This window comes from Faecalibacter sp. (assembly GCF_057177045.1).
This window is the reverse complement of record NZ_CM169987.1, coordinates 2,652,841-2,672,986: the sequence shown is the minus strand read 5'-3', so window position 1 is coordinate 2,672,986 and position 20,146 is coordinate 2,652,841. Positions and strand designations below refer to the sequence as shown.

Genomic DNA, 20,146 nt, shown 5'->3' with positions numbered 1-20,146 from the left:
TCATTACCTTTGCCCGATGAATAATTTTTTAATTAAACCATTCATACTATTGGTACGGTTTTATCAATATGCCATCTCACCTTGGATGGGTAGTAATTGCCGCTATCAACCCACTTGTTCTTCTTATATGATTGAAGCACTGAAAGAGCATGGTTTGTTAAAAGGATTATGGCTCGGAACAAAGAGAATTGGTCGTTGTCATCCTTGGGGAGGACATGGATATGACCCAGTACCTAAAAAAAATAACAATACAGAATGAATTTACTCGCTTACATTGATTGGCAACCATCGCCATATTTATTTGAAATTGGATCATTTAAAATTCACATTTATAGCTTATGTTGGATTTTAGCCTTTGTGATAGGTTGGTATTTAATGGCCAATATCTTTAAAAAAGAAAAAGAGAAAAAAGAATGGTTAGACCCTTTATTTCTTTACATCTTTATTGGAGCCATTGGGGGTGCTCGTCTAGGAGAGTATCTTTTCTACGATCCATCCGCTTTTATAGAACGACCAATCGAAGTTTTTCTACCTGTAGCATATTCTCCTGGAGAAACTGCTTTATTTGGCCTTTTAAAAGATTATGAATTTGTTGGCTTTAGTGGATTAGCTAGTCATGGAGCCGCAATTGGAGTGATCCTTTCAGCAATTTTATTTTCAAGAAAATACACCAAACGTAATGTCCTATGGTTGTTGGATCGTATTGCAACGGTAGTACCCTTTGGAGGTGCAGCAGTACGTGTCGGAAACTTTTATAATTCTGAAATTGTTGGTAAAGCATCCGATTTACCTTGGGCAGTGAAATTCCATAATCAAAGTTCAGGATATGGTGCAATTGTTGCTAGACACCCTGCGCAATTATATGAAGCTATAGGATACGTAATCTTAGGTTTTGTCATGTTATACGTATACAATCAAACGGATAAGAAAAAAGATATGGGAGCATTATTTGGAATCTTCTTATTTTTCTTATTCTTAATACGCTTTGTTGTTGAGTTCTTTAAAGAAGATCAAGGCACAGAAGCAGTTGCAGAAGCACTTAATATTGGATTAAACAATGGTCAAATTTTAAGTATACCATTTATGATTTTAGGATTCTATTTCTTTAAATCATCAAAAAATAGAACATTTATCAACTAAAATATTTATTAAACTTATGGGATTTTTTCAAGAATTTAAAGAGTTTGCTGTTAAAGGAAACGTAGTAGACTTAGCTGTCGGTGTAGTGATCGGTGGTGCATTTGGTAAGATTGTCACTTCTTTAGTAGAAGATATTATTACTCCTGCAATATTAACTCCAACATTAGAAACATTACAGTTGGATAATTTAGCAGATTTAGTAATTCCTGGTACAGCCATTAAATATGGTTTATTTATTTCAGCTGCGATCTCATTTATCGTTGTAGCTTTTGCATTATTTGTAATGATCAAAGGAATTAACAAGTTAAAAAGAGAAGCTCCAGCAGAACCAGAAGCTCCAGCGGGACCAACGCAAGAAGAATTATTAGCTGAAATTCGCGATTTATTAAAGAATCAAAAATAATTCAGTTTTATATAAATGTTCATCCGAATACCAAATGGTATTCGGATTTTTTTTATTAATGTATAGAAACAAAAAAAGGTTCTGAATAATCTCAGAACCTTTTTTAATATTGTAATTGATGTATTATAAATAGAGTGCGTTAGAAACCTCCCATTTCACCTCCTTCACCCATCATTTCTTCTCCATCAGGATGTTGTTGCTTATCTCTACCTTTTCCTTCATTTGTATTTTTGAAACGGTATGTAAATGATAAGTTCCAAGATCTAACCATCCAACGCATACTTTCGTAATTTGTATAATCGTTTGCAAATTGAGTCATTTCTCGTTTTCTTGAATCAAAAACGTCACGGATATTAAATGCTAAAGTTGCTTTCTTATTGAATAAATCTTTTGATAAAGAGAAATCCATTGATAAGTTATCTTCTACTTTTTGTTGAGCAGTTTCGATAGCTCCCATATAGTTGGCAGCAACTTGGATTTTGAAATCTGCTGGTAATGTAAAGTTAGATGATAAACGTCCTCTTGAACTAAATCCATCTCCGGAAAAATCCTGAGAATCCACTTTCGTTAACATTGCTCCTGTTTCTGGATCTCTATATTCATTTGTTTCTTGGTAGAAACCTGTACGATCATATCCAAATAAATTCACATTTAACATTAAATTCCACCATCTAAATGGACGATAAGTTGTAGTTAAATCTAATCCGTAGCGTTGCTCTTCTCCAACATTAATTGGTCGAGTAATAAATATTCTCTCACCATTATCGTTAAAGCTTTGACGTTGGAATTGATTAATCATATCCGTTGTTTTTTGATAGAAAACACTTGGAGTAATCATTAATTTACCAATAGTCGTAATGTAAGATAATTCAAATGAGTTAGTATATGTTGGATCTAAATCTGGATTACCTCTTCGAATATTACGGTCATCTGTTGCAGAGAAAAATGGATTTAACATGAATCCCATTGGACGACGAATACGTTTAGAATAACTTAATTGTAATTCATTCTTTTCATTAAACGTATAGTTTAATGTTGCTGTTGGGAATAAATCCGTATAGTTCTTTTTAATACGATCATTTGTCGTTAAGAACTTAATATCCATATTAGAACTTTCTAAACGTAATCCTGCAAAATATTGGAATTTACCAATAGCGTTTCCGTATTGTGCGTAAGCTGCTAAAACATTTTGTTGATTATCGATATTCGCATAGAAATCATTGTTGATCACTAATGACCCATCCTCTTGAATATTGTATGTTTGGTTATCCGATTTATTGTTGTTAAAATCAGCACGAGCACCTAATTCAAATTTCCCTTTTTCTCCAATTGGACGGATATAATCAGCTGTGAATACAACAGTATTTTGTTTTTCTAAGTTATCCGTTAAACGATTTGTTTTTACAGGTTCATATGTTCCTGTTAATGGATTAAATTGTGTAGAAATCCCATTAATCAATCCGTCTTCTTCTTCTTTTTGAGTTGAAAAACGTCCGGTAAATGATAACTCATGACCTTTCTTATCAAATTCGTGTTTATAATTTAAATCAACATCAAAGTTATTTTCTAACTCTTTCTCCGATTGTTTATTATAATCATTGTATAAGAAAGCCATTGTAGGATCATAGTAGTTATAATCAATTAAAGAATAGTTATTTCCATTGTTATAACGGTATCCTGCTGATAAACCAATTGTATTATTATCATTAATATAATATTCCGTACCCACACGTACATTGTAGTTTCTACGGATACGATCATTTGTACGATCTGTCGAACGGTATTCTGATACTAAACCATTATCAAAACTTGTCATAAAAGCAGAACCTTCTCCCGCACGATCGGCATAACGAGTACCTACATTGGCAAACCAGTTCCATTTTCTCGTTTTGTAATTAATATTCGCATTTACACCTACCATTTCAGGAATTCCTCCATTCAATGTAACAGATCCATTGAAACCAGTATTTGTTCCTTTTTTCAATACAATATTAACAATCCCGGCAGATCCCGAAGCTTCATAACGAGCCGATGGATTTGTTACAACCTCAATACGCTCAACGTTCTCCGCTGGAATATTTTTTAATGCTTCTGCAACACTAGATACCCCTAACATACCTGAAGGTTTACCATCCACTAAGAATTTTACATTATCATTTCCTCGTAACGAAACATTTCCTTCCGCATCGACTTGGATAGATGGTACATTTTGCAAAGCATCTGATAATGATTGACCTTGTGACATTGGATCACTTGCCATATCATATACTTTTTTATCTAATTCAACCTTATATACCGGTTTTTCTGCAGTAATTACCGCTGCACCTAAGCTTACAATTTCATCAACTTTCACAGAAAAAGTACCTAAATCAATATTCGATGTTAGGTTAATATCCCTTTGAATAATATCATATCCTAAAGGCTCGATAATTAAGATATATTCTCCTGCTGGCGCTTCGATTACAAATTCTCCTTTTGCATCTGCCATTCCTTCCATCACAACTCCTTCGCTATCGGTCTCTAAAGAAACAGAGGTAAACTCTATTGGAGCATTCGTGGTTGATAATACTTTCCCTTTAATTTGGTATTTGTCTTGCGCATTTAAGGCAATTACAAATAGTGTAAAGATCAAAGTAAATAAACTTTTTAGTCTCATTATTAATTTCTAATTGTAGTTAACTTGTTATAGCATTAGACAATATAAAGCGCGAAAGGTTTAATCAGATGAGCGTTTTTTTAAAAAATAAAATACCGAATACGAATAATGTTAAAAATGAATCTTTTTTTTAATTTATTTTCAATGAAGATTAAACCTTTTTTTTAAATCGTTGTCTAAAAGGTATAGAGTTTTGATTAAAAATATTTTGATAATGAGATATGTATTAAAAAATTTGATGTTTGTAGGTTTATTTACCCTATCGTTGAGTGCGATGGCACAAACCAATAAAAGCAATTCGGAGAAATTCGAAACCTTTAAACGCGAAATGGATTTAACGGATGCACAGGTGCTTAAAATAAAAGCGATTAAAGATAAATATGCGGCCGAAAAACAAGAATTAAAAAATCGTTTAAATGAAATTCGAACAAAAGAGTTAGAAGAAATTGATCGATTATATACGCCAGAGCAAAAAGCAAAATTAAAAGCCATTTTAGAACGTCATAAATCTCAAAAGAAATAATAACATAATAAAAAAAGCCTTGAATAATAATTCAAGGCTTTTCTATTTTATATCATTAATTTAGATTAATAAGCTTTCGCATACAAAACACGATACTTCGCTGGTTTTCCTGAATACATATCAACGCCTTCCGTAGGAATTTCAAAATGTTGAGGAATACAACGAATCGTTGCTTTTGTCGCATCTTTCACTGCTTCTTCTGTTTCTGCCGTTCCATCCCATAAAGCAGAAATAAATCCTCCTTTATTTTCTAAAACATCTTTAAATTCTTCAAAATTTGAAACTTCAGTCGTATGCTCTGTACGGTAATCAAAAGCTTTTTGGAATAAATTTGCTTGAATATCTTCTAATAACACTTCTGTTTTTTCAACCACCTCATCTAAAACAATAAATTGCTTTTCTAAAGTATCACGACGAGCGACTTCAACATGACCTTTTTCTAAATCTTTAGGTCCAATAGCCATACGAACAGGTACACCTTTTAATTCGTATTCAGCAAATTTCCAACCTGGTTTTGTTTTATCGTCATCGTCAAACTTCACAGTTATTCCTTTTGCTTTTAATTCCGATTGAATTTTATCCACAACTTGACGAATTTCTTCTAATTGTTCAGCAGTTTTATAAATTGGAACAATTGCCACTTGAATTGGAGCTAATTTAGGAGGTAATACTAATCCTAAATCATCTGAATGCGTCATAATTAATGCACCCATTAATCGCGTAGATACTCCCCAAGATGTTGCCCAAACATACTCTTGCTTCCCTTCGTTTGTCGCAAATTTCACATCAAATGCTTTCGCAAAGTTTTGACCTAAGAAGTGAGAAGTACCTGCTTGTAATGCTTTTCCATCTTGCATTAACGCTTCAATCGTGTACGTTTCATCAGCTCCTGCAAATCGCTCAGATGGCGTCTTATACCCTTTAACGACTGGAATCGCCATAAAGTTTTCTACCACATCACGATAAACCTCTTGCATCTTTACGGCTTCTTCTTCCGCTTCAATACGTGTCGCGTGAGCTGTATGACCTTCTTGCCATAAGAATTCTGCTGTACGTAAGAATAAACGAGTTCTCATTTCCCAACGAACAACATTAGCCCATTGATTAATTAAGATTGGTAAATCACGATACGATTGAATCCAATTTTTGTATGTATTCCATATAATGGCTTCCGAAGTTGGACGTACAATCAATTCTTCTTCTAATTTAGCTTCTGGATCAACCATTAACTTCCCAGCATTGTCTGGGTCATTTTTTAATCGGTAATGTGTAACAACGGCACATTCTTTCGCAAATCCTTCAGCATTTTTTTCCTCTGCTTCGAATAAACTTTTAGGAACAAATAAGGGGAAATAAGCGTTTTGATGACCAGTTTCTTTAAATCTTTTGTCTAATTCTGCCTGTAATTTTTCCCAGATAGCATACCCGTACGGTTTGATAACCATGCAGCCTCTAACACCTGAATTTTCAGCCAGGTTCGCTTTGACTACAAGTTCGTTATACCATTTAGAATAATCTTCAGCACGAGTTGTTAATTTTGCCATATTTATCTATATTTGTTTATAAAGTACTTAATTTTGCTTGGCATATTTATTGCCTTTTAAGTATAAAAGTAAAGTACAAATTTATTAATTAGAAACTTAGTAAATACATATCTTATGAACAAAGTTTATAAATTTTCAAAAAACTTACTGAAATTAACTGTTCCCTTATCAGTTATTTTGGGTGTTTCATCATGTAGTACATACCAATCTGCTGCCCAAGTAGAAACCGATGGTGTATATTATAACCCAAATACTGATAAAACATATGCCGACTTAGAAAATGAGCAGGCTGCACAAAACGGGGAAATTCGAGTAGGTTCACCTTACTTCGATGCCAATGGCAACGGAGCTGAGGATTACTTCTATGGAGAAGAAGAGCAAACTAAAGATAATGTAAACTTAAATGTTTATGGTTATGGATATACTTCATTATATGGTAACGACTACGGAAATCTATTTTCAAACAACTCCAATTGGGGACGTAATGATGGCGTAAATATTTCGGTTTACAACAATTGGGGATGGTATCGTCCTTGGGGATGGAGCGGAATGGGATTCTATGGTTATAACTGGGGATTATCTTGGGGTGGATTTTATGATCCATACTGGGGATGGTCTAGCCCATGGTATGGCGGTTACGGTGGTTGGTATGGTATGAATCATGGATTCTACAACCCTTGGGGTTGGGGAGGCATGGGATACTATGGTTACTATGGCTATAACTGGGGGTGGAGATCACGTTATTACGACCCCTATTACTATGGTTATCGATCAAATGCAATATATGATGGTTCTACAAGACCAAGACGTGATTTAATTGATCCAAATGCAGGTCGAAATAATAATTTAACACGTCCAGGTACTGGTAATTCGACAAGACCTACACGCGAATTAAATCCTTCTCGTGACGTTAGACCATCAAATGGATTAAATAATTCAAATACCGTTCGTCCAACTCGTGAAGTTAGACCAATGACAAATACAGGAAATACGAATAATCCGACCGTTCGTCCTACAAGAGAAATTAGAGAAACTCCTACAACTGGTGGCGTTCGTCCAACGCGTGAAGTTCGTCCAGTTCGTGAAATTAATCCTAATTCAAATATTCGTACAGGAAATTACGGACAAGAAGGTACAAGAACAAGACAAAATCAGCCATCTCGTACAAGAGAACAATCCAATACTCCAACACGTACTCAATCGTACGATAGAGGATCATATCAACCAAGTTATTCTCCTTCGAGCTCAGGAACTCGTATGGGTGGAGGCTCAATGGGTGGTTCTACAGGTGGTGGAATGAGATCTGGAGGTGGATCTGGTAGAAGATAAACCATGATAATAAGTGATTATTTTTAACAATTAAAATGAAAAAAATATTTATCAATATCCTTGTCTTAGGATGTGGAATGACATATGCTCAACAAAGTATTAGTTCTCAGTATTCGACGAATGCAATTGAATTTTACGGACAAGGGATTAATAGTGGTAGTGCAAAATATACAGGAATTGGTGGTGCAGTAGGTGCTTTAGGAGGTGACATATCTTCTACAGAACAAAACCCTGCTGGATTAGGAGTTGCTATTGGATCAGAAGTTCAAATTACTGCTGGAGTAGGTTCATATAAAAATACGAATACTTTTGCTTCATCACGTGAGAATAAAGATTCACAATTTGACTTTCAGCAATTTGGAGGGACTTTTGTTTTCAATATTGATGACTCTAAATGGAATCGTTTTACAATCGGTGTAAATTATCAAAATGAGCGATTTGATCGAATCAATCAAGTAAATGCTAATCCTAATATTAACTTTACAAATGAGGACGGATCAAATATTTATCGTTTTGCAGGTTATGCAGATCAAATTGATGGGTACAAATCCAAATTCGGATTAAATTTTGCCACATCATACGATAATAAGCTTTACTTAGGTTTAGGTTTAAACTTTCATGAGACCAATTATCAAAAGTTTAGTCAGTATGCGGAATCGGATAATGAAAATAAAACCTATGTCTATAATTTAGATGGTACACCATTTAATGAAATCGGTAATGGATTCTCATTCTCATTAGGGGCATTATATAAATTTAATCACAACTTCCGTGCTGGTGTAGCTTATCATTCTCCCGTTTGGTATGATGTATCTGAAGAATTCTATGCTGCACGTTTTAACGATGAAGGTGATCAAGTAGCAAATTATAATTTATATGGAAATGATTATCAATTAACCAGAGGTGGTCGTTTTGTCGGATCATTAGGTTTTGTATTGGATAAAAATTTCTCTTTTGGAGTAGATTATACTTTACATAATAATTCAAATACTGAAATAAAACCTGGTAATCGTTACACGTCAGATAATAATTTCATTGATCAATATGTTAAGAACTCAAGTGAAATTCGTGTAGGGGGGGAATACCGTTACAACAAATTCAAAGCTCGTTTAGGATATAATTTTGTACAATCGCCATATGCAGATATTACATTAAATATCGCTAATACGAATAATGCATTAAACAACACAACACTGAATAAACCATTTATTGGGGATATTAATCGATTTAGTGCTGGTTTAGGGTATGACTTCGGAGGATTTTATATTGATGCTGCTTATCAATATCAAACGCAAAAAGCACAATATTTAATTGGAAATGCAACTTATGTTGATAACGATTTATATCATGTGGATTTAAATAATTATTACGCCCCAGAAGCGAAGTTAAATAACAGTTTATTCTTACTGACTTTAGGTTGGCAATTTTAATAAAAGATAAATAAAAACCGGTTGAAATTCAACCGGTTTTTTTTATGATTTAACGGAAACTTTAGAAACTCCAGATTTTTTAATTTTAGGATTTAAGCCACGTTGATTTACATATTCTACTTTACTTGCCCCAGAAGCTTCAATATCTAAAGCATTCACAGCCCAAACTTTAATTTTACTTGCTCCTGATGCTTCAACTTCTGCTATATTAGCCTTCAATTGCTCTCCTTCGAATTTTGAAGCTCCAGTAGCTTCTACATCTAAATTTCCAACATTTCCTAATAATTGTACGGTAGATGACCCTGAAATTTCAATGGATACATCATGACTTAAAATATTCGCTTTCAACTTCGATGCACCGGAAACATTGGCATTAAACTTATCGACTTTCATTTGATGATCTATCGTTACGTTACAAGCGCCAGAAATTGAAAGATTTCGTAGCTTTTGATGTGGAAATTCAATTAAAATTTTATTGCTATTCAATTGCAATTTTCCTTCAACATATAGCTTCAATTCTCCATTGATCACTTTTGATTTAATCTTTTGTAAAGCATGATCAGGAGCGGTGATTTTTATTTGCCCATTTTGATGTCCATCTGAAATTTTAACAATAAAAGCAGAACTTACTGAAAGTTTTTCAAAATTCGAAACGTGACGAACTTCTGTAGTTGAACTGAAATCATTTGTAATATTTCCAATCCCTAGTGGATGTCTCATTTCTTGAACATCTGCCGTATAACTGGATAAAATTGTTGACACGGCCATTACAATTGGTAAAATAAAGTTTTTCATACTGATGTTTTAAGAATAAGACGCTTTAATAATCAAAAGGTTACATCAAAAATCTAGTTTTTATAAATCTATTTTAAAATTATTTTAAAACCTGAATATTTGTTAATTTCGCTTCTTATGAAAATCATCAGTTATAACGTTAACGGAATTAGAGCTGCCATGACGAAAGGATTAGTCGAATGGCTTTCTGCAGCTAATCCAGATGTTTTTTGTGTTCAAGAAACAAAAGCATTAGAAGAGCAAGTAGAAACTTCTGCTTTTGAAGCTTTGGGCTATGAACACCATTGGCATTCTGCAGAAAAAAAAGGCTACAGCGGAGTTGCTATCTTTTCAAAAATAAAACCAAACCATGTACAAATAGGTACTGGAATTGATTATATTGATCGTGAAGGTCGAGTTATCCGTTTGGATTTCGATCAAGTTTCTGTCATCAGTTTATACTTACCTAGCGGTACTAATATTGATCGATTGGATTTCAAAATGCAATTTTGTGAGGATTTTAAATCTTATATTCGCGAACTGAAGATTAGTCATCCCAATTTAGTCATTTGTGGAGATTACAATATCTGTCACGAAGCAATTGATATCCATGATCCTATTCGAAATGCTAAAGTTTCAGGATTTTTACCCATCGAAAGAGAATGGATTGATGGTTTCATGAAAGATTGCGAAATGATTGATTCTTTTCGCTATTTCGTAAAAGAACCTCATCACTATTCATGGTGGACCTATCGCGCAAATGCAAGAGCAAATAACAAAGGATGGCGAATTGATTACAATATGGTGAGCCGTACTTTAGAAGATAAAATGGTACGTGCTGCGATATTACCTGAAGCAAAACATTCAGACCATTGCCCAATTTTAATTGAATTAGACCTTTAATCATTTTAACACAATGAAAAAAATAATTTTAAGTTGCATCGTTTTAGCAGGAATTACAAGCTGTGTTCCTCAGAAAAAATTCGATGAATTAGAAAATAACTATTACGCTTCTTTAGATGAGCAAGCAAGAGTTACACGTGATTTAACGGTAGCGAACCATAAAATCGAATCGTTAGAAGCTGAATTGGCGAAAACACAAAAAGAGTTATACATTAAAGATACTGCATTAACGAATGCACAACGTTTAATGAATGTTTCTCAAGCTGAATTTGAAGGGTTATTACAAGAAATGCATTCTGCATTAAACAGTACAAGTCAAAAATCTCAAACATTTTTCCAACAATTAACAGATAAAGAAAAACAAGTGGAGGAATTGATGAAACAAACAAAAGATTTAGAAGCAAAAATAGAAACTCAAAACAATGAGATTATTGCGCTTAAAAAACAAATCTTTATTCAAGACATCCAAGAAAAAGTGAAATAAAATAATATAAAGTCTTACATTAGAGTAAGGCTTTTTTTATTGTCATAATACTCCTTACCTTTGTAAGAAATACATAATACCTTTCATGAAGACGATTTGTGAATCAAAATCTCTAGTATTTAGAGAATTTCTTGATTTCGATGCTTTTGAAGTTTTTCAAATGAACTCCGATAAAGACATTGCAAAAGCGGTAAACGAGAAACCTTATTTATCAGAAGACGAAGCATTATATTTTATAGAACGAATGATTGAGCACTACCATGAATTTGGATTTGGTCTTTGGGCAGCATTCGAAAAAAAGAGTGGCCGATTTGTCGGATGGGCAGGAATGCGCCAGACAAAATATGGACCCGTTGTTAATGTGCGTCTAAAAAAGAAATTTTGGAATAAAGGATATGGAAAAGAGGCCTTAAATGCTGTAGTGAATTATGGAATAAACGAATTACGTTTAGACAAAATTGCAGGTAAAGCTCATCCGTCTCAACCTGCAACTGTACGTTTATTGGAACAATCTGTTCTTAAAAATTCAGAGGAAAATCCACTTCTTTTTAAGTATCAATAATTTTTATTGTTGAGGAGGATAATTTTTTAATAATTTCTCCATCCCTTTATCAATGCTTTGTTGCTTCACATCAGCTGAAGCATTCATTGGCATTTTTAGATCAAGAATACCTTCCCAAATCAGCGAATTGTTTTGTAACATCGACACAACATATTGCTGATTTAAACTTTTTGATCGTACTGGAACGCCAACTGAGATACCTCCACCTACTCTTCGCATAATTCCTGTCCCCACTCCAATGCCAACCGTAGATGCCGTATTGGTACTCACATATTCCCTTGGCTGAATTTTTATGATAACATCAGGCTGATCTGAATTTAATACGCCTCGGAATTTTAAATTTCTTTCCAACGCCGTAAAAACACGGGATTGGTCTAAATCATTTAATCCAGTCGTTGCAGAAGGATCGATTTGAAAAGTTCGAACATCACTGAAATTCACTTGTCGGTCATAATCAACACTGACTTTTTGAGAATTACATCCGATAAAACTCATACAAATCAGAAGAATAAAGATTATATTTTTCATAGGCTAATGATTTTTGATATAATATTCTACAGCTTTCCTTAAAGATACAAAACCAATCTGATTTAAATCTATTTCATTTAATTTCATCCATTTTACAGCTTGAATTTCCTCCTCCTCTATCACAAGATCTTTATCTGTTGGAAAAATAGCTTCATAAATCAAATCACAAGTCTTATACGGAATAGTTTTATATTCATAATTATTAGGCTGAGAAAGCAAATATGTAAAGTTTTCTAATGGAATTTCAATTCCTAATTCCTCTTTTAACTCTCTCTGACAGGTTTGCTCTGCGGTTTCATCAGGATCCGTAAAACCTCCGGGTAAATCAAGTTTACCAAACTCAGGCTCTTTATTTCGAACGGTGAATAAAATCTCATCATTACGTCTCAAAATTACAGCTGTTGCGGTGGCTACATTTTGATAATAGACCATTTCACAAGAATGACATACAAATTTTCTAAAATCAAATGTGATATCTTCTGAACCACAATTTGGACAATAATGAAACGATTTTTTCATAGTTAATTTAGTTTTTATTTCGGGGATGGAAATTTAATATGGCATCTCGTATAAATTCTTGATCGACATGTGTATAAATTTCAGTTGTTGATATACTTTCGTGACCCAACATCAATTGTATGGCGCGCAAATCAGCTCCATTTTTTAATAAATGTGTTGCAAAAGAATGGCGAAAAGTGTGAGGAGATATGGTTTTGGATACTCCACCAATAATCGATAATTCTTTTACAATCGTAAAAATCATTACGCGAGTTAATCCTTTACCTCTTCGGTTTAAGAAAAGGACATCTTCATAACCAGGTTGAATTTTGGTATGAACACGAATTAAATCTTTATACAAGTTAACATATTTTATGGTGTATTCACTAATTGGAACCAAACGTTGTTTATTTCCTTTACCAATCACACGCAAAAAACCTTCATCAAAAAATAAATCTGAAATTTTTAGATTTATCAGTTCTGAAACTCGCAATCCACACCCATATAACACTTCTAAAATGGCACGATTACGTTGCCCCTCAGGTTTCGAAAGATCAATAACTTCAATCATTTGATCAATTTCTACCTCCGAAAGAACATCTGGTAATTTCATCCCAATTTTTGGGGTTTCCAACATCGAGGCAGGATTGTCTTCACGAAATTCTTCCAATTGCAAATACCCAAAAAAACTCTTTAAACTTGAAATTAATCGAGCTTGTGAACGAACGCTATATTCGCACGATGCATAATGATGAATAAATCCTGTGATATCATCTTGCATATATTCTAATGGGAGTTTATCGGAGAATTCGATTAATTTTTTTAAATCGCGTAAATAATTTTCGATGGTATTATCTGAAACTCTTTTTTCTAATTTCAGATACATTTTGTAATCATACAATGCGTCTTTCCAAAGCATGTTAAGATCCTCTGTTTTCTAATTCTAATACTTTTTTGATCATTTCGTCTTCTTTGCTCCATACTTCATGAAATGCTCTAGGACCAAAAATTTCTTGTGCAATTGTGGCTTTGATATAAGTGTCTAAAGTTGCCCCTAGACTATCGTTAAATTGTTCTTTTGGAACACCTAACATTTTTAAAAATTCGGGTCTGAAAATCCCAGCACCGAAATATTTAATGTATGTATTTTCGTTTTGAAGTAAAAACAATTGATTCAAACGGTCTGCCTTTTTAAATAAAAATTCTTCATAAAATTTTGAATCATTATTATACACCAACCAATTGGAGATTGAAGCAACATCAAAAGGAACAAATTCATCGGGAATGATTCCTCCACCTCCATATACAATTTTACCTGATGGCGCAACATAACGTAGTTTTTCATCGACTTTAATCGAATCTTTATTGTATAATTCGCCATTCTTTAAGCGTTGATACAATTCATCGGCATATGCCTGATTGCCTTTATCATAAGGACGTTGGATTGATCGACCCGATGGTGTAAAATAATTGGCAACCGTTAAACGAACTCTCGTTTCATCCCCTAAATTGATTTCCTTCTGCACTAATCCTTTTCCAAAAGAACGGCGACCCACAATGGTTCCTCGACCATAGTCTTGAATGGCACCAGCAACAATTTCACTCGATGAAGCAGAACTTTCATCAATTAAAATATAAACCTTTCCCTTTTCGAATAAGCCATAATTAGTAGCATAAACATATTTTTTAGTTTTTGACTTATCTTGAGTGTAAACAATAAGTTCATTTTTCGTTAGAAATTCATCGGCAATTTTTTCCGCAGAACGCATTAATCCACCTGGATTACCACGCAAATCAAACACCAAAGTTTTCATCCCTCGATCCAATAAACTTTGTAAAGCCTCATGAAATTCTGATGCTGATTTTTCTGTAAATCGTGTTAATTTTAAGTAACCAATATCCGAAGTAATCATATGGTTACCTTCTATCGTAGAAACTGGGATACGGTCTCGGGTTAAATTCAATTTCACAAGCTGATTTGCGCGAAGAACTTCAACCTCAACCTGTGTCGATACTTTTCCTTTTAACAACGAATTAAATTGCTTTAATCCATCTCCTACAACTGAAGTTTGGGCAACTCGAACAATACGATCACCAAATTTTAAAATTTGGTTGGATTTGGGCGCTCCTGGCATAATGTAACTCACAATAGCAGTATCATTCACTACGCGAAATTTCAACCCTACACCTACAAATTCACCACTCAGTTCTTCATTCGAACGTTTAAGCATTTCTTTGCTTAAATAGGTACTGTGAGGATCAAGTTTACCCACCATAAAATTGATGGCTTCATCCACTAAACTATCCGAATTAACCTCGTTAACGTACTGATTATCAATTAAAGAAACTAGTCTTCTTATTTTCTGCTCATTATTACTGTATTGAAGCCCAACAATTTCATCATTTTCATCGTAAGTAAAATCGTATTTTTTCCCCACAAGAAAACCAACCAGAAATAAAATTAAGGCTATAAGAATGGCATTTAATATTTTGAAGAATATATTCATTAATTGTTGAGTTCTTCCAAGGGAAGATGTAAAATTTCAATTCCAGCTTTATCCAAAAATTCTAAACCTGAAAAATCTTTATATTTTTCCATGTAAACGATTCGTTTGATTCCTGCTTGTAAAATCAATTTACTGCAATCTTTACAAGGAGACATGGTAATGTAAAGGGTTGCTCCTTCAGTCGATTGGGTAGAGGCAGCACATTTTAAAATGGCATTTGCTTCAGCATGCAAAACGTACCATTGGGTATTTCCATCATGGTCTTCGCAACAATTCTCAAAACCACTTGGGGTTCCATTATATCCATCCGAAATAATCATTCGGTTTTTTACAATAATCGCACCGACTTGCTTTCGATTACAATAAGATAATTTGGCCCATTCTAAAGCCATTCTTAAATAGGCTTTGTCGTATTTTGTTTGTTTAGCTGTTTTAATTTCCGTCATCACTAAGCTTCTTCTTTCGATTTAGTCCACAAAGGTGGAATGAAAAATGGTAATGGATTTCTAAAAAATGCCTTAATAATATGCATCGTCATTGGAAATATTTTATAAAAAGGCAAGTTATTGGATTTGAATGCTAAGATTAATGAAAGTAAAAAACTGACAATAAAGTTGCACAATCCTATCCCAAAAATAGAGATAAAACCAATAACAATCGCGCCTTTATCTGTAAAATGATAATCCATTCCACCAATTCCAATGGCAAAATTTCCGGCTGCAAAAGTAATGTGTCGAATATCAAATGGAATTCCTAAAATTTCTCCAACAATAAAAGCAAATCCCATTAAAAATCCGAAAATAATATTACCTACTACACCTCCATTATTTCGTTCTACCCATCCAGCAATTTTCTTGCGTTTCTCTGTTCCAAAAAAACGTTTTAAAACCGGATGATGGTAAACACGATCAGGTATGTTATAAAAACGTTGATTATTAATCGTCATCCCAGAAACTAATCCTGAAATAAATAAAAATATTCCGGCAATTCCTCCATAATAGAAGATTTGTGGATCCATAATTACCACTTCTTCCCAATAATGATACGCTTTGGAATATTTAATCACTTCCATCCCTAGAACTTTATCTAAGAAAACGAAAATCAGCATCGCTACCGAAAAACCTGCTATTACATTTCCAAAAAAGGCAATCAACTGGCTACGACATAATTGTGCAAATAAGGTTGTAAAGTTTTTTACATTCACTTCGGATCCTGATTTCGTGACCAATGAACTTGCAATACGGGCTGCAGTCATCGAAGGCTGTTTAGTGGCTAAAGTCCAATGCAGTAAATAAATCGTCGTGAAACCTATGGCATAGTTAATACTAAATGTAAATCCTTTAAAAAACATAGAGGCATTAGGAATATTCCCTAGCCATGTTTTAAAGAAACACAAAAAGGCCACGATTAATCCACCACCACAAGCAGTCCAAAACATACGAACATATTCTTTTGCCGTGGTTGTAATGTATTTTTCACCTGTTTTACCATTATGATACGTAACAAGGAAAGTGATTAAATATAACGTTGAACTTAATTGATTGCTTAACCAATTTTTAGGGGAATAAAATTCAACCCAGGTTTTTGTCGCATTGGTATAAAAACCAATAAGCCCATTATGTTTTAAATCATTGAAGCTATTTATCACCAATTGCAATCGCACCAAACGTTGTTGGAGCACATTAATTTTTGAAGCCACACCAAAAGATATTCCTTTGTAATCTTTTTGTGTAAGGATATCGTTCAAAAGTTTACGGCAATTGGCAATACTTTCTTTAATTTCTAAATGATCAAAAGGTAAGTCAGGTTTATCAACAATACGATTGATTTGCATCGCTAATTTCGAGAAGGGATTATCCAAATAATTCACTTCTGAACTGTAGCGCATCATATCTTTTTCAGAAAATCCTCCCACAATACGATCGGTTAAAATGATCATGGATTGCATTAAAGAATAACGGATATTCTGAGCTTTCTTTTTTTCTTGTTCTTCGCTAAAATCGTTTAAAATAATTTTAAAAAAACGATCCCAACGATCTCTTGGGATTAGGCGTAGCGCTTCATATCGTTTGTTTTCATAGAAAACCTCGTTCACTAAAGAAGTTAACTCATTGTTATCTTCAATTTCTGGGAGAATAAAATCTGTAATTCGTTTGCGGAAGATAGAAAACAAACCTTCTTCCACATGAATACCAGAATCTACCAAATATCCAATAAAATTGATATTGATAAAGATTTTCCCTAATCGTTTAATTAAGAAACGTCTTTTAATTTCATCATTTTCTATAGTATCTATAAATTCATCAAAAAGTGTAATCGAGTCTTTTGAACTCTTACGCGCTTTATCAAGAATTTCTACTATAAAATTTTTATCGAAGTCTTTATTTGGATCAAATAGTGAGTTTAAAGACATAGATTATCTTTTTATAGATTGGTACAAAAATAAACATTCTATCGTCAATACAGATGTTTATTTCGATTTATAATTGGTTGGTTTTGGGTGGATAAATTAGAATTTAAATTCTTTTTTATCGATAAAAGGATTGATCGTTATATTTGAAAATCGAATGATATATTCTCCTCCTTCTTTCGGCTTCCCTATGATTTTGGTCGCAAAAGATAATCCTTGGAAATTTTTATAATCCTTATAGAATAATGTTTCATCTTGATTCGTTTCCATCACCAAATGATAAGATTTATCATCAAAACAATAATGTGAAACATTTTTATTTTTAGTTAATTCGATGTTATAACATTGCTTCCCTGCTTCGTAAGTTTCTTTTCCTACTAATCGCACTTTAAACCCTTTTTGCTTGTATTTCAACAAATCAGAATCAAAGGCGTCGGGAGTATAATGAGGAACAACTACATTTTTCTTTTGAATTTCACTGTAAGTCCATCCTTTAGAACCATCGTATCCTTCGTTTAAAATCTCTTTTCCATCAATCGTAAATGTTACCTTTTTATAGTAAGGACGTTGATGTTTGATGGTAATGGGATAAGAATAATCCACATTCAGCATGGCCTCACCTTTCAAAATGATACTGTTTAGATTATTCCAACTCTTCTCTCCGCCCGTCACTTCCATATTTTTGTCTAAAATTTTATCCACATCTTGGGCAGATAATGCGGTAGCCATTAAACAGAAAGTAAATAGAGTTGATTTAATTTTTAACATTATATTTTTCATGGTTTATTCGATTTTAAGGTTGAATATACAAACAAAAAAAGGAGATTTAAAAATCTCCTTTTATGCTAAACTATAATTTTAGTTTATTTAACTTCAATATGAGACCAGTTTTCACCTCTCAAAATACGGTAAACTTGACCTTGAGAAATATTAAACTGCTTAGCCAAAGTCGCGATTTTAGTTTTACGATTTGGGTCCATTAATTTCTTTTTCAGACGAACAACTTCTTTCTCAGATAATTTGCTGTTAGGAATACTATCTAATCGAGAACGCCCCTTCATCATTCGGAATAAATCTTTGTTATGTTCTTTCCACTCCTCTAAAGTAGCCCATTTTAAATTCTCAATATTATTGTTCAATTTATTATGGTCTAAGTGAATCACATACTCTTTATTCTCTTCATTTGGTAAAAAAGTTTCTGCAACCATTTTATGAACATACTTCGCAGTTCTTTTACCATCTTCTTTAGTTACCCATATTGCACGGTAACCATTATTAATTGCACCTTCTAAAATTTTGTACTTGTCTTGGCCTGTGTAAAGTTTTTTGACTAAACCACTTCCTGAAACAAGAAACGATCTTTTATCAATTAAACCCTCAGACTCATACTCTTTCCATGAATCACTCATAATCACTAATTTAACTTACTTATATATATAAACAACAATATTCGTACCGAAAAGCACAACATTACATCATAGGATTAAGTATTAGGATTTTTTTAGTAGAATTCTAGATTGGAACGACAAATATAAACAAACTTTTTAGATTTGTTGTTAAAGTTTTAACAAGGTTAATTTAATAAGGCTTTTGCTTTTTCGAGATCTTCAGGTGTATCAATACCTACTCCTACAAAATTTGTCTCGATTACTTTAATACGCATACCATATTCTAAATAACGCAGTTGCTCTAATTTTTCAGCTCGTTCAATTGGTCGCATTTCTAAAGTTGAAAACTTAATTAAAGCCTCTTTTCGAAAAGCATAAATACCAATATGACGATAAAAATCAGGTTTAAAATTTGTTTCTCGTGGAAATGGAATAGTACTTCTTGAGAAATACAGTGCAAAATTATTAACATCTGTAATAACTTTCACTACGTTTGGGTTATTAATTTCGTCTTCTGATGTAATTTTTTGCTTTAAAGTTGCTACATCTACATTTTTCCCTTCTGCTCCATCAAATGAAGATAAAATATCCGCTAATGCTTTTTCATTTACAAATGGCTCATCTCCTTGTACATTTAAGACAATATCACAGTCCAATTGAGCTACTGCTTCTGCAATACGATCACTTCCTGTTTCATGTTCTTTAGTACTATAAATCGCCTTTCCTCCATGACTCGTAATCTCATTATAGATGAATTCATGATCTGTAACCACAAAAACATCATCAAAAAGTTGCGTAGCCACAACATTATCGTAAGTCATTCGAATTACAGTTTTATTTCCCAAAACTTGCATTAATTTTCCAGGAAAACGAGAAGCTGCATAACGTGCAGGGATGACTGCAATTTTTCTCATTAGATTTTATTTACAAAGTAACTAAAAATATCATTTCAATTCTGAATTTCTAACATTTGATATTAATAAGTATATTTACATCCTAAGTGAAAGTCCAATGAAGTTAGCATTCAAAATTGTATTATTTTTAATATCATTCGCTTTGATCTATAT

General features: G+C 33.2%; 21 protein-coding genes. 9 read left to right on the top strand and 12 right to left on the bottom strand.

Annotation, left to right across the window (positions count from 1 at the left end; all coding sequences use genetic code 11):
• Positions 1-16 precede the first annotated feature (16 nt).
• Genes yidD through mscL form a run of 3 tightly spaced genes read left to right on the top strand, consistent with a single transcriptional unit; the run spans position 17 to position 1,543 of the window.
• Positions 17-259 (top strand): membrane protein insertion efficiency factor YidD, encoded by a 243-nt coding sequence (yidD, locus tag AC1QSP_RS12425; RefSeq protein WP_323674063.1) that lies wholly within the window; start codon positions 17-19, stop codon positions 257-259.
• Positions 256-1,140 (top strand): prolipoprotein diacylglyceryl transferase, encoded by an 885-nt coding sequence (gene lgt, locus AC1QSP_RS12420; protein ID WP_484078966.1) that lies wholly within the window; start codon positions 256-258, stop codon positions 1,138-1,140. The genes yidD and lgt overlap by 4 nt, the downstream gene beginning before the upstream one ends.
• A gap of 16 nt (positions 1,141-1,156) precedes the next feature.
• A complete protein-coding gene (gene mscL, locus AC1QSP_RS12415; RefSeq protein ID WP_322970795.1) occupies positions 1,157-1,543 on the top strand; it encodes a large-conductance mechanosensitive channel protein MscL in 387 nt (128 codons plus the stop codon).
• 139 nt (positions 1,544-1,682) lie between these two features.
• Here the strand turns inward: mscL and AC1QSP_RS12410 are convergent, their stop codons facing one another.
• Entirely contained in the window at positions 1,683-4,199 is a 2,517-nt protein-coding gene (locus tag AC1QSP_RS12410; RefSeq protein WP_484078965.1) for a TonB-dependent receptor domain-containing protein, read from the bottom strand.
• A gap of 214 nt (positions 4,200-4,413) precedes the next feature.
• On the opposite strand from AC1QSP_RS12410, the gene AC1QSP_RS12405 reads away from it, so the two are divergent.
• Positions 4,414-4,722 carry a hypothetical protein gene (locus AC1QSP_RS12405; RefSeq protein ID WP_322970940.1) on the top strand — a complete coding sequence of 103 codons (309 nt, stop codon included), beginning with the start codon at positions 4,414-4,416 and terminating at the stop codon, positions 4,720-4,722.
• A gap of 65 nt (positions 4,723-4,787) precedes the next feature.
• Here AC1QSP_RS12405 and proS read toward each other — a convergent pair whose 3' ends face one another.
• Positions 4,788-6,266 (bottom strand): proline--tRNA ligase, encoded by a 1,479-nt coding sequence (proS, locus tag AC1QSP_RS12400; RefSeq protein ID WP_484078964.1) that lies wholly within the window; start codon positions 6,264-6,266, stop codon positions 4,788-4,790.
• 114 nt (positions 6,267-6,380) lie between these two features.
• Here proS and AC1QSP_RS12395 point away from each other — a divergent pair, with 114 nt between their 5' ends.
• Complete coding sequence (locus tag AC1QSP_RS12395; RefSeq protein WP_484078963.1) at positions 6,381-7,595, top strand: hypothetical protein; 1,215 nt, start codon at positions 6,381-6,383, stop codon at positions 7,593-7,595.
• A 35-nt stretch (positions 7,596-7,630) separates the two neighbouring features.
• Complete coding sequence (locus AC1QSP_RS12390; RefSeq protein ID WP_484078962.1) at positions 7,631-9,025, top strand: OmpP1/FadL family transporter; 1,395 nt, start codon at positions 7,631-7,633, stop codon at positions 9,023-9,025.
• A 42-nt stretch (positions 9,026-9,067) separates the two neighbouring features.
• Here the strand turns inward: AC1QSP_RS12390 and AC1QSP_RS12385 are convergent, their stop codons facing one another.
• A complete protein-coding gene (locus tag AC1QSP_RS12385) occupies positions 9,068-9,820 on the bottom strand; it encodes a head GIN domain-containing protein (protein WP_484078961.1) in 753 nt (250 codons plus the stop codon).
• Between the two features lie 117 nt (positions 9,821-9,937).
• Between AC1QSP_RS12385 and AC1QSP_RS12380 the strand changes: the two genes are divergently transcribed.
• From AC1QSP_RS12380 to AC1QSP_RS12370, 3 genes are all read left to right on the top strand, one after another.
• Entirely contained in the window at positions 9,938-10,702 is a 765-nt protein-coding gene (locus tag AC1QSP_RS12380) for an exodeoxyribonuclease III (RefSeq protein ID WP_322970945.1), read from the top strand.
• A gap of 13 nt (positions 10,703-10,715) precedes the next feature.
• Positions 10,716-11,186 (top strand): hypothetical protein, encoded by a 471-nt coding sequence (locus tag AC1QSP_RS12375; protein ID WP_484078960.1) that lies wholly within the window; start codon positions 10,716-10,718, stop codon positions 11,184-11,186.
• Positions 11,187-11,271: 85 nt separating this feature from the next.
• A complete protein-coding gene (locus AC1QSP_RS12370; protein ID WP_322970947.1) occupies positions 11,272-11,748 on the top strand; it encodes a GNAT family N-acetyltransferase in 477 nt (158 codons plus the stop codon).
• Positions 11,749-11,751: 3 nt separating this feature from the next.
• On the opposite strand, the gene AC1QSP_RS12365 is transcribed toward AC1QSP_RS12370, so the two are convergent.
• From AC1QSP_RS12365 to kdsB, 9 genes are all read right to left on the bottom strand, one after another.
• Positions 11,752-12,276 carry a DUF4136 domain-containing protein gene (locus AC1QSP_RS12365; protein ID WP_484078959.1) on the bottom strand — a complete coding sequence of 175 codons (525 nt, stop codon included), beginning with the start codon at positions 12,274-12,276 and terminating at the stop codon, positions 11,752-11,754.
• A 3-nt stretch (positions 12,277-12,279) separates the two neighbouring features.
• A complete protein-coding gene (locus tag AC1QSP_RS12360; RefSeq protein ID WP_484078958.1) occupies positions 12,280-12,795 on the bottom strand; it encodes an NUDIX domain-containing protein in 516 nt (171 codons plus the stop codon).
• Positions 12,796-12,802: 7 nt separating this feature from the next.
• Positions 12,803-13,693, bottom strand: a complete 891-nt coding sequence (gene xerA / locus AC1QSP_RS12355; protein ID WP_484078957.1) for a site-specific tyrosine recombinase/integron integrase — start codon at positions 13,691-13,693, stop codon at positions 12,803-12,805.
• A gap of 1 nt (position 13,694) precedes the next feature.
• Positions 13,695-15,281 (bottom strand): S41 family peptidase, encoded by a 1,587-nt coding sequence (locus AC1QSP_RS12350; RefSeq protein ID WP_322970951.1) that lies wholly within the window; start codon positions 15,279-15,281, stop codon positions 13,695-13,697.
• The gene (locus tag AC1QSP_RS12345) at positions 15,281-15,727 is read right to left on the bottom strand and encodes a deoxycytidylate deaminase (protein ID WP_484078956.1); all 447 of its coding nucleotides are present in this window, start codon (positions 15,725-15,727) and stop codon (positions 15,281-15,283) included. The genes AC1QSP_RS12350 and AC1QSP_RS12345 overlap by 1 nt, the downstream gene beginning before the upstream one ends.
• A 2-nt stretch (positions 15,728-15,729) precedes the next feature.
• Positions 15,730-17,694, bottom strand: coding sequence for a site-specific recombinase Gcr (locus AC1QSP_RS12340; RefSeq protein WP_484078955.1), 1,965 nt, complete (start codon positions 17,692-17,694; stop codon positions 15,730-15,732).
• Positions 17,695-17,790: 96 nt separating this feature from the next.
• Complete coding sequence (locus tag AC1QSP_RS12335; protein ID WP_484078954.1) at positions 17,791-18,471, bottom strand: LolA family protein; 681 nt, start codon at positions 18,469-18,471, stop codon at positions 17,791-17,793.
• Between the two features lie 83 nt (positions 18,472-18,554).
• A complete protein-coding gene (locus tag AC1QSP_RS12330; protein ID WP_484078953.1) occupies positions 18,555-19,100 on the bottom strand; it encodes an HNH endonuclease signature motif containing protein in 546 nt (181 codons plus the stop codon).
• Between the two features lie 164 nt (positions 19,101-19,264).
• On the bottom strand, positions 19,265-19,993 hold the full coding sequence (kdsB, locus tag AC1QSP_RS12325) for a 3-deoxy-manno-octulosonate cytidylyltransferase (RefSeq protein WP_322970956.1): 729 nt from the start codon (positions 19,991-19,993) through the stop codon (positions 19,265-19,267).
• Between the last annotated feature and the right edge of the window lie 153 nt (positions 19,994-20,146).

What these genes read in the sequence shown, in the direction of transcription:
- AC1QSP_RS12390 (WP_484078962.1), top strand. Translation starts at nt 7,631, where the DNA reads ATGAAAAAAATATTTATCAATATCCTTGTCTTAGGATGTGGAATGACA.
- mscL (WP_322970795.1), top strand. Translation starts at nt 1,157, where the DNA reads ATGGGATTTTTTCAAGAATTTAAAGAGTTTGCTGTTAAAGGAAACGTA.
- AC1QSP_RS12395 (WP_484078963.1), top strand. Translation starts at nt 6,381, where the DNA reads ATGAACAAAGTTTATAAATTTTCAAAAAACTTACTGAAATTAACTGTT.
- AC1QSP_RS12385 (WP_484078961.1), bottom strand. Translation starts at nt 9,820, where the DNA reads ATGAAAAACTTTATTTTACCAATTGTAATGGCCGTGTCAACAATTTTA.
- AC1QSP_RS12330 (WP_484078953.1), bottom strand. Translation starts at nt 19,100, where the DNA reads ATGAGTGATTCATGGAAAGAGTATGAGTCTGAGGGTTTAATTGATAAA.
- yidD (WP_323674063.1), top strand. Translation starts at nt 17, where the DNA reads ATGAATAATTTTTTAATTAAACCATTCATACTATTGGTACGGTTTTAT.
- AC1QSP_RS12410 (WP_484078965.1), bottom strand. Translation starts at nt 4,199, where the DNA reads ATGAGACTAAAAAGTTTATTTACTTTGATCTTTACACTATTTGTAATT.
- AC1QSP_RS12370 (WP_322970947.1), top strand. Translation starts at nt 11,272, where the DNA reads ATGAAGACGATTTGTGAATCAAAATCTCTAGTATTTAGAGAATTTCTT.
- AC1QSP_RS12375 (WP_484078960.1), top strand. Translation starts at nt 10,716, where the DNA reads ATGAAAAAAATAATTTTAAGTTGCATCGTTTTAGCAGGAATTACAAGC.
- AC1QSP_RS12405 (WP_322970940.1), top strand. Translation starts at nt 4,414, where the DNA reads ATGAGATATGTATTAAAAAATTTGATGTTTGTAGGTTTATTTACCCTA.
- AC1QSP_RS12350 (WP_322970951.1), bottom strand. Translation starts at nt 15,281, where the DNA reads ATGAATATATTCTTCAAAATATTAAATGCCATTCTTATAGCCTTAATT.
- AC1QSP_RS12360 (WP_484078958.1), bottom strand. Translation starts at nt 12,795, where the DNA reads ATGAAAAAATCGTTTCATTATTGTCCAAATTGTGGTTCAGAAGATATC.
- AC1QSP_RS12345 (WP_484078956.1), bottom strand. Translation starts at nt 15,727, where the DNA reads ATGACGGAAATTAAAACAGCTAAACAAACAAAATACGACAAAGCCTAT.
- AC1QSP_RS12380 (WP_322970945.1), top strand. Translation starts at nt 9,938, where the DNA reads ATGAAAATCATCAGTTATAACGTTAACGGAATTAGAGCTGCCATGACG.
- lgt (WP_484078966.1), top strand. Translation starts at nt 256, where the DNA reads ATGAATTTACTCGCTTACATTGATTGGCAACCATCGCCATATTTATTT.
- AC1QSP_RS12340 (WP_484078955.1), bottom strand. Translation starts at nt 17,694, where the DNA reads ATGTCTTTAAACTCACTATTTGATCCAAATAAAGACTTCGATAAAAAT.
- AC1QSP_RS12365 (WP_484078959.1), bottom strand. Translation starts at nt 12,276, where the DNA reads ATGAAAAATATAATCTTTATTCTTCTGATTTGTATGAGTTTTATCGGA.
- kdsB (WP_322970956.1), bottom strand. Translation starts at nt 19,993, where the DNA reads ATGAGAAAAATTGCAGTCATCCCTGCACGTTATGCAGCTTCTCGTTTT.
- AC1QSP_RS12335 (WP_484078954.1), bottom strand. Translation starts at nt 18,471, where the DNA reads ATGAAAAATATAATGTTAAAAATTAAATCAACTCTATTTACTTTCTGT.
- xerA (WP_484078957.1), bottom strand. Translation starts at nt 13,693, where the DNA reads ATGCTTTGGAAAGACGCATTGTATGATTACAAAATGTATCTGAAATTA.
- proS (WP_484078964.1), bottom strand. Translation starts at nt 6,266, where the DNA reads ATGGCAAAATTAACAACTCGTGCTGAAGATTATTCTAAATGGTATAAC.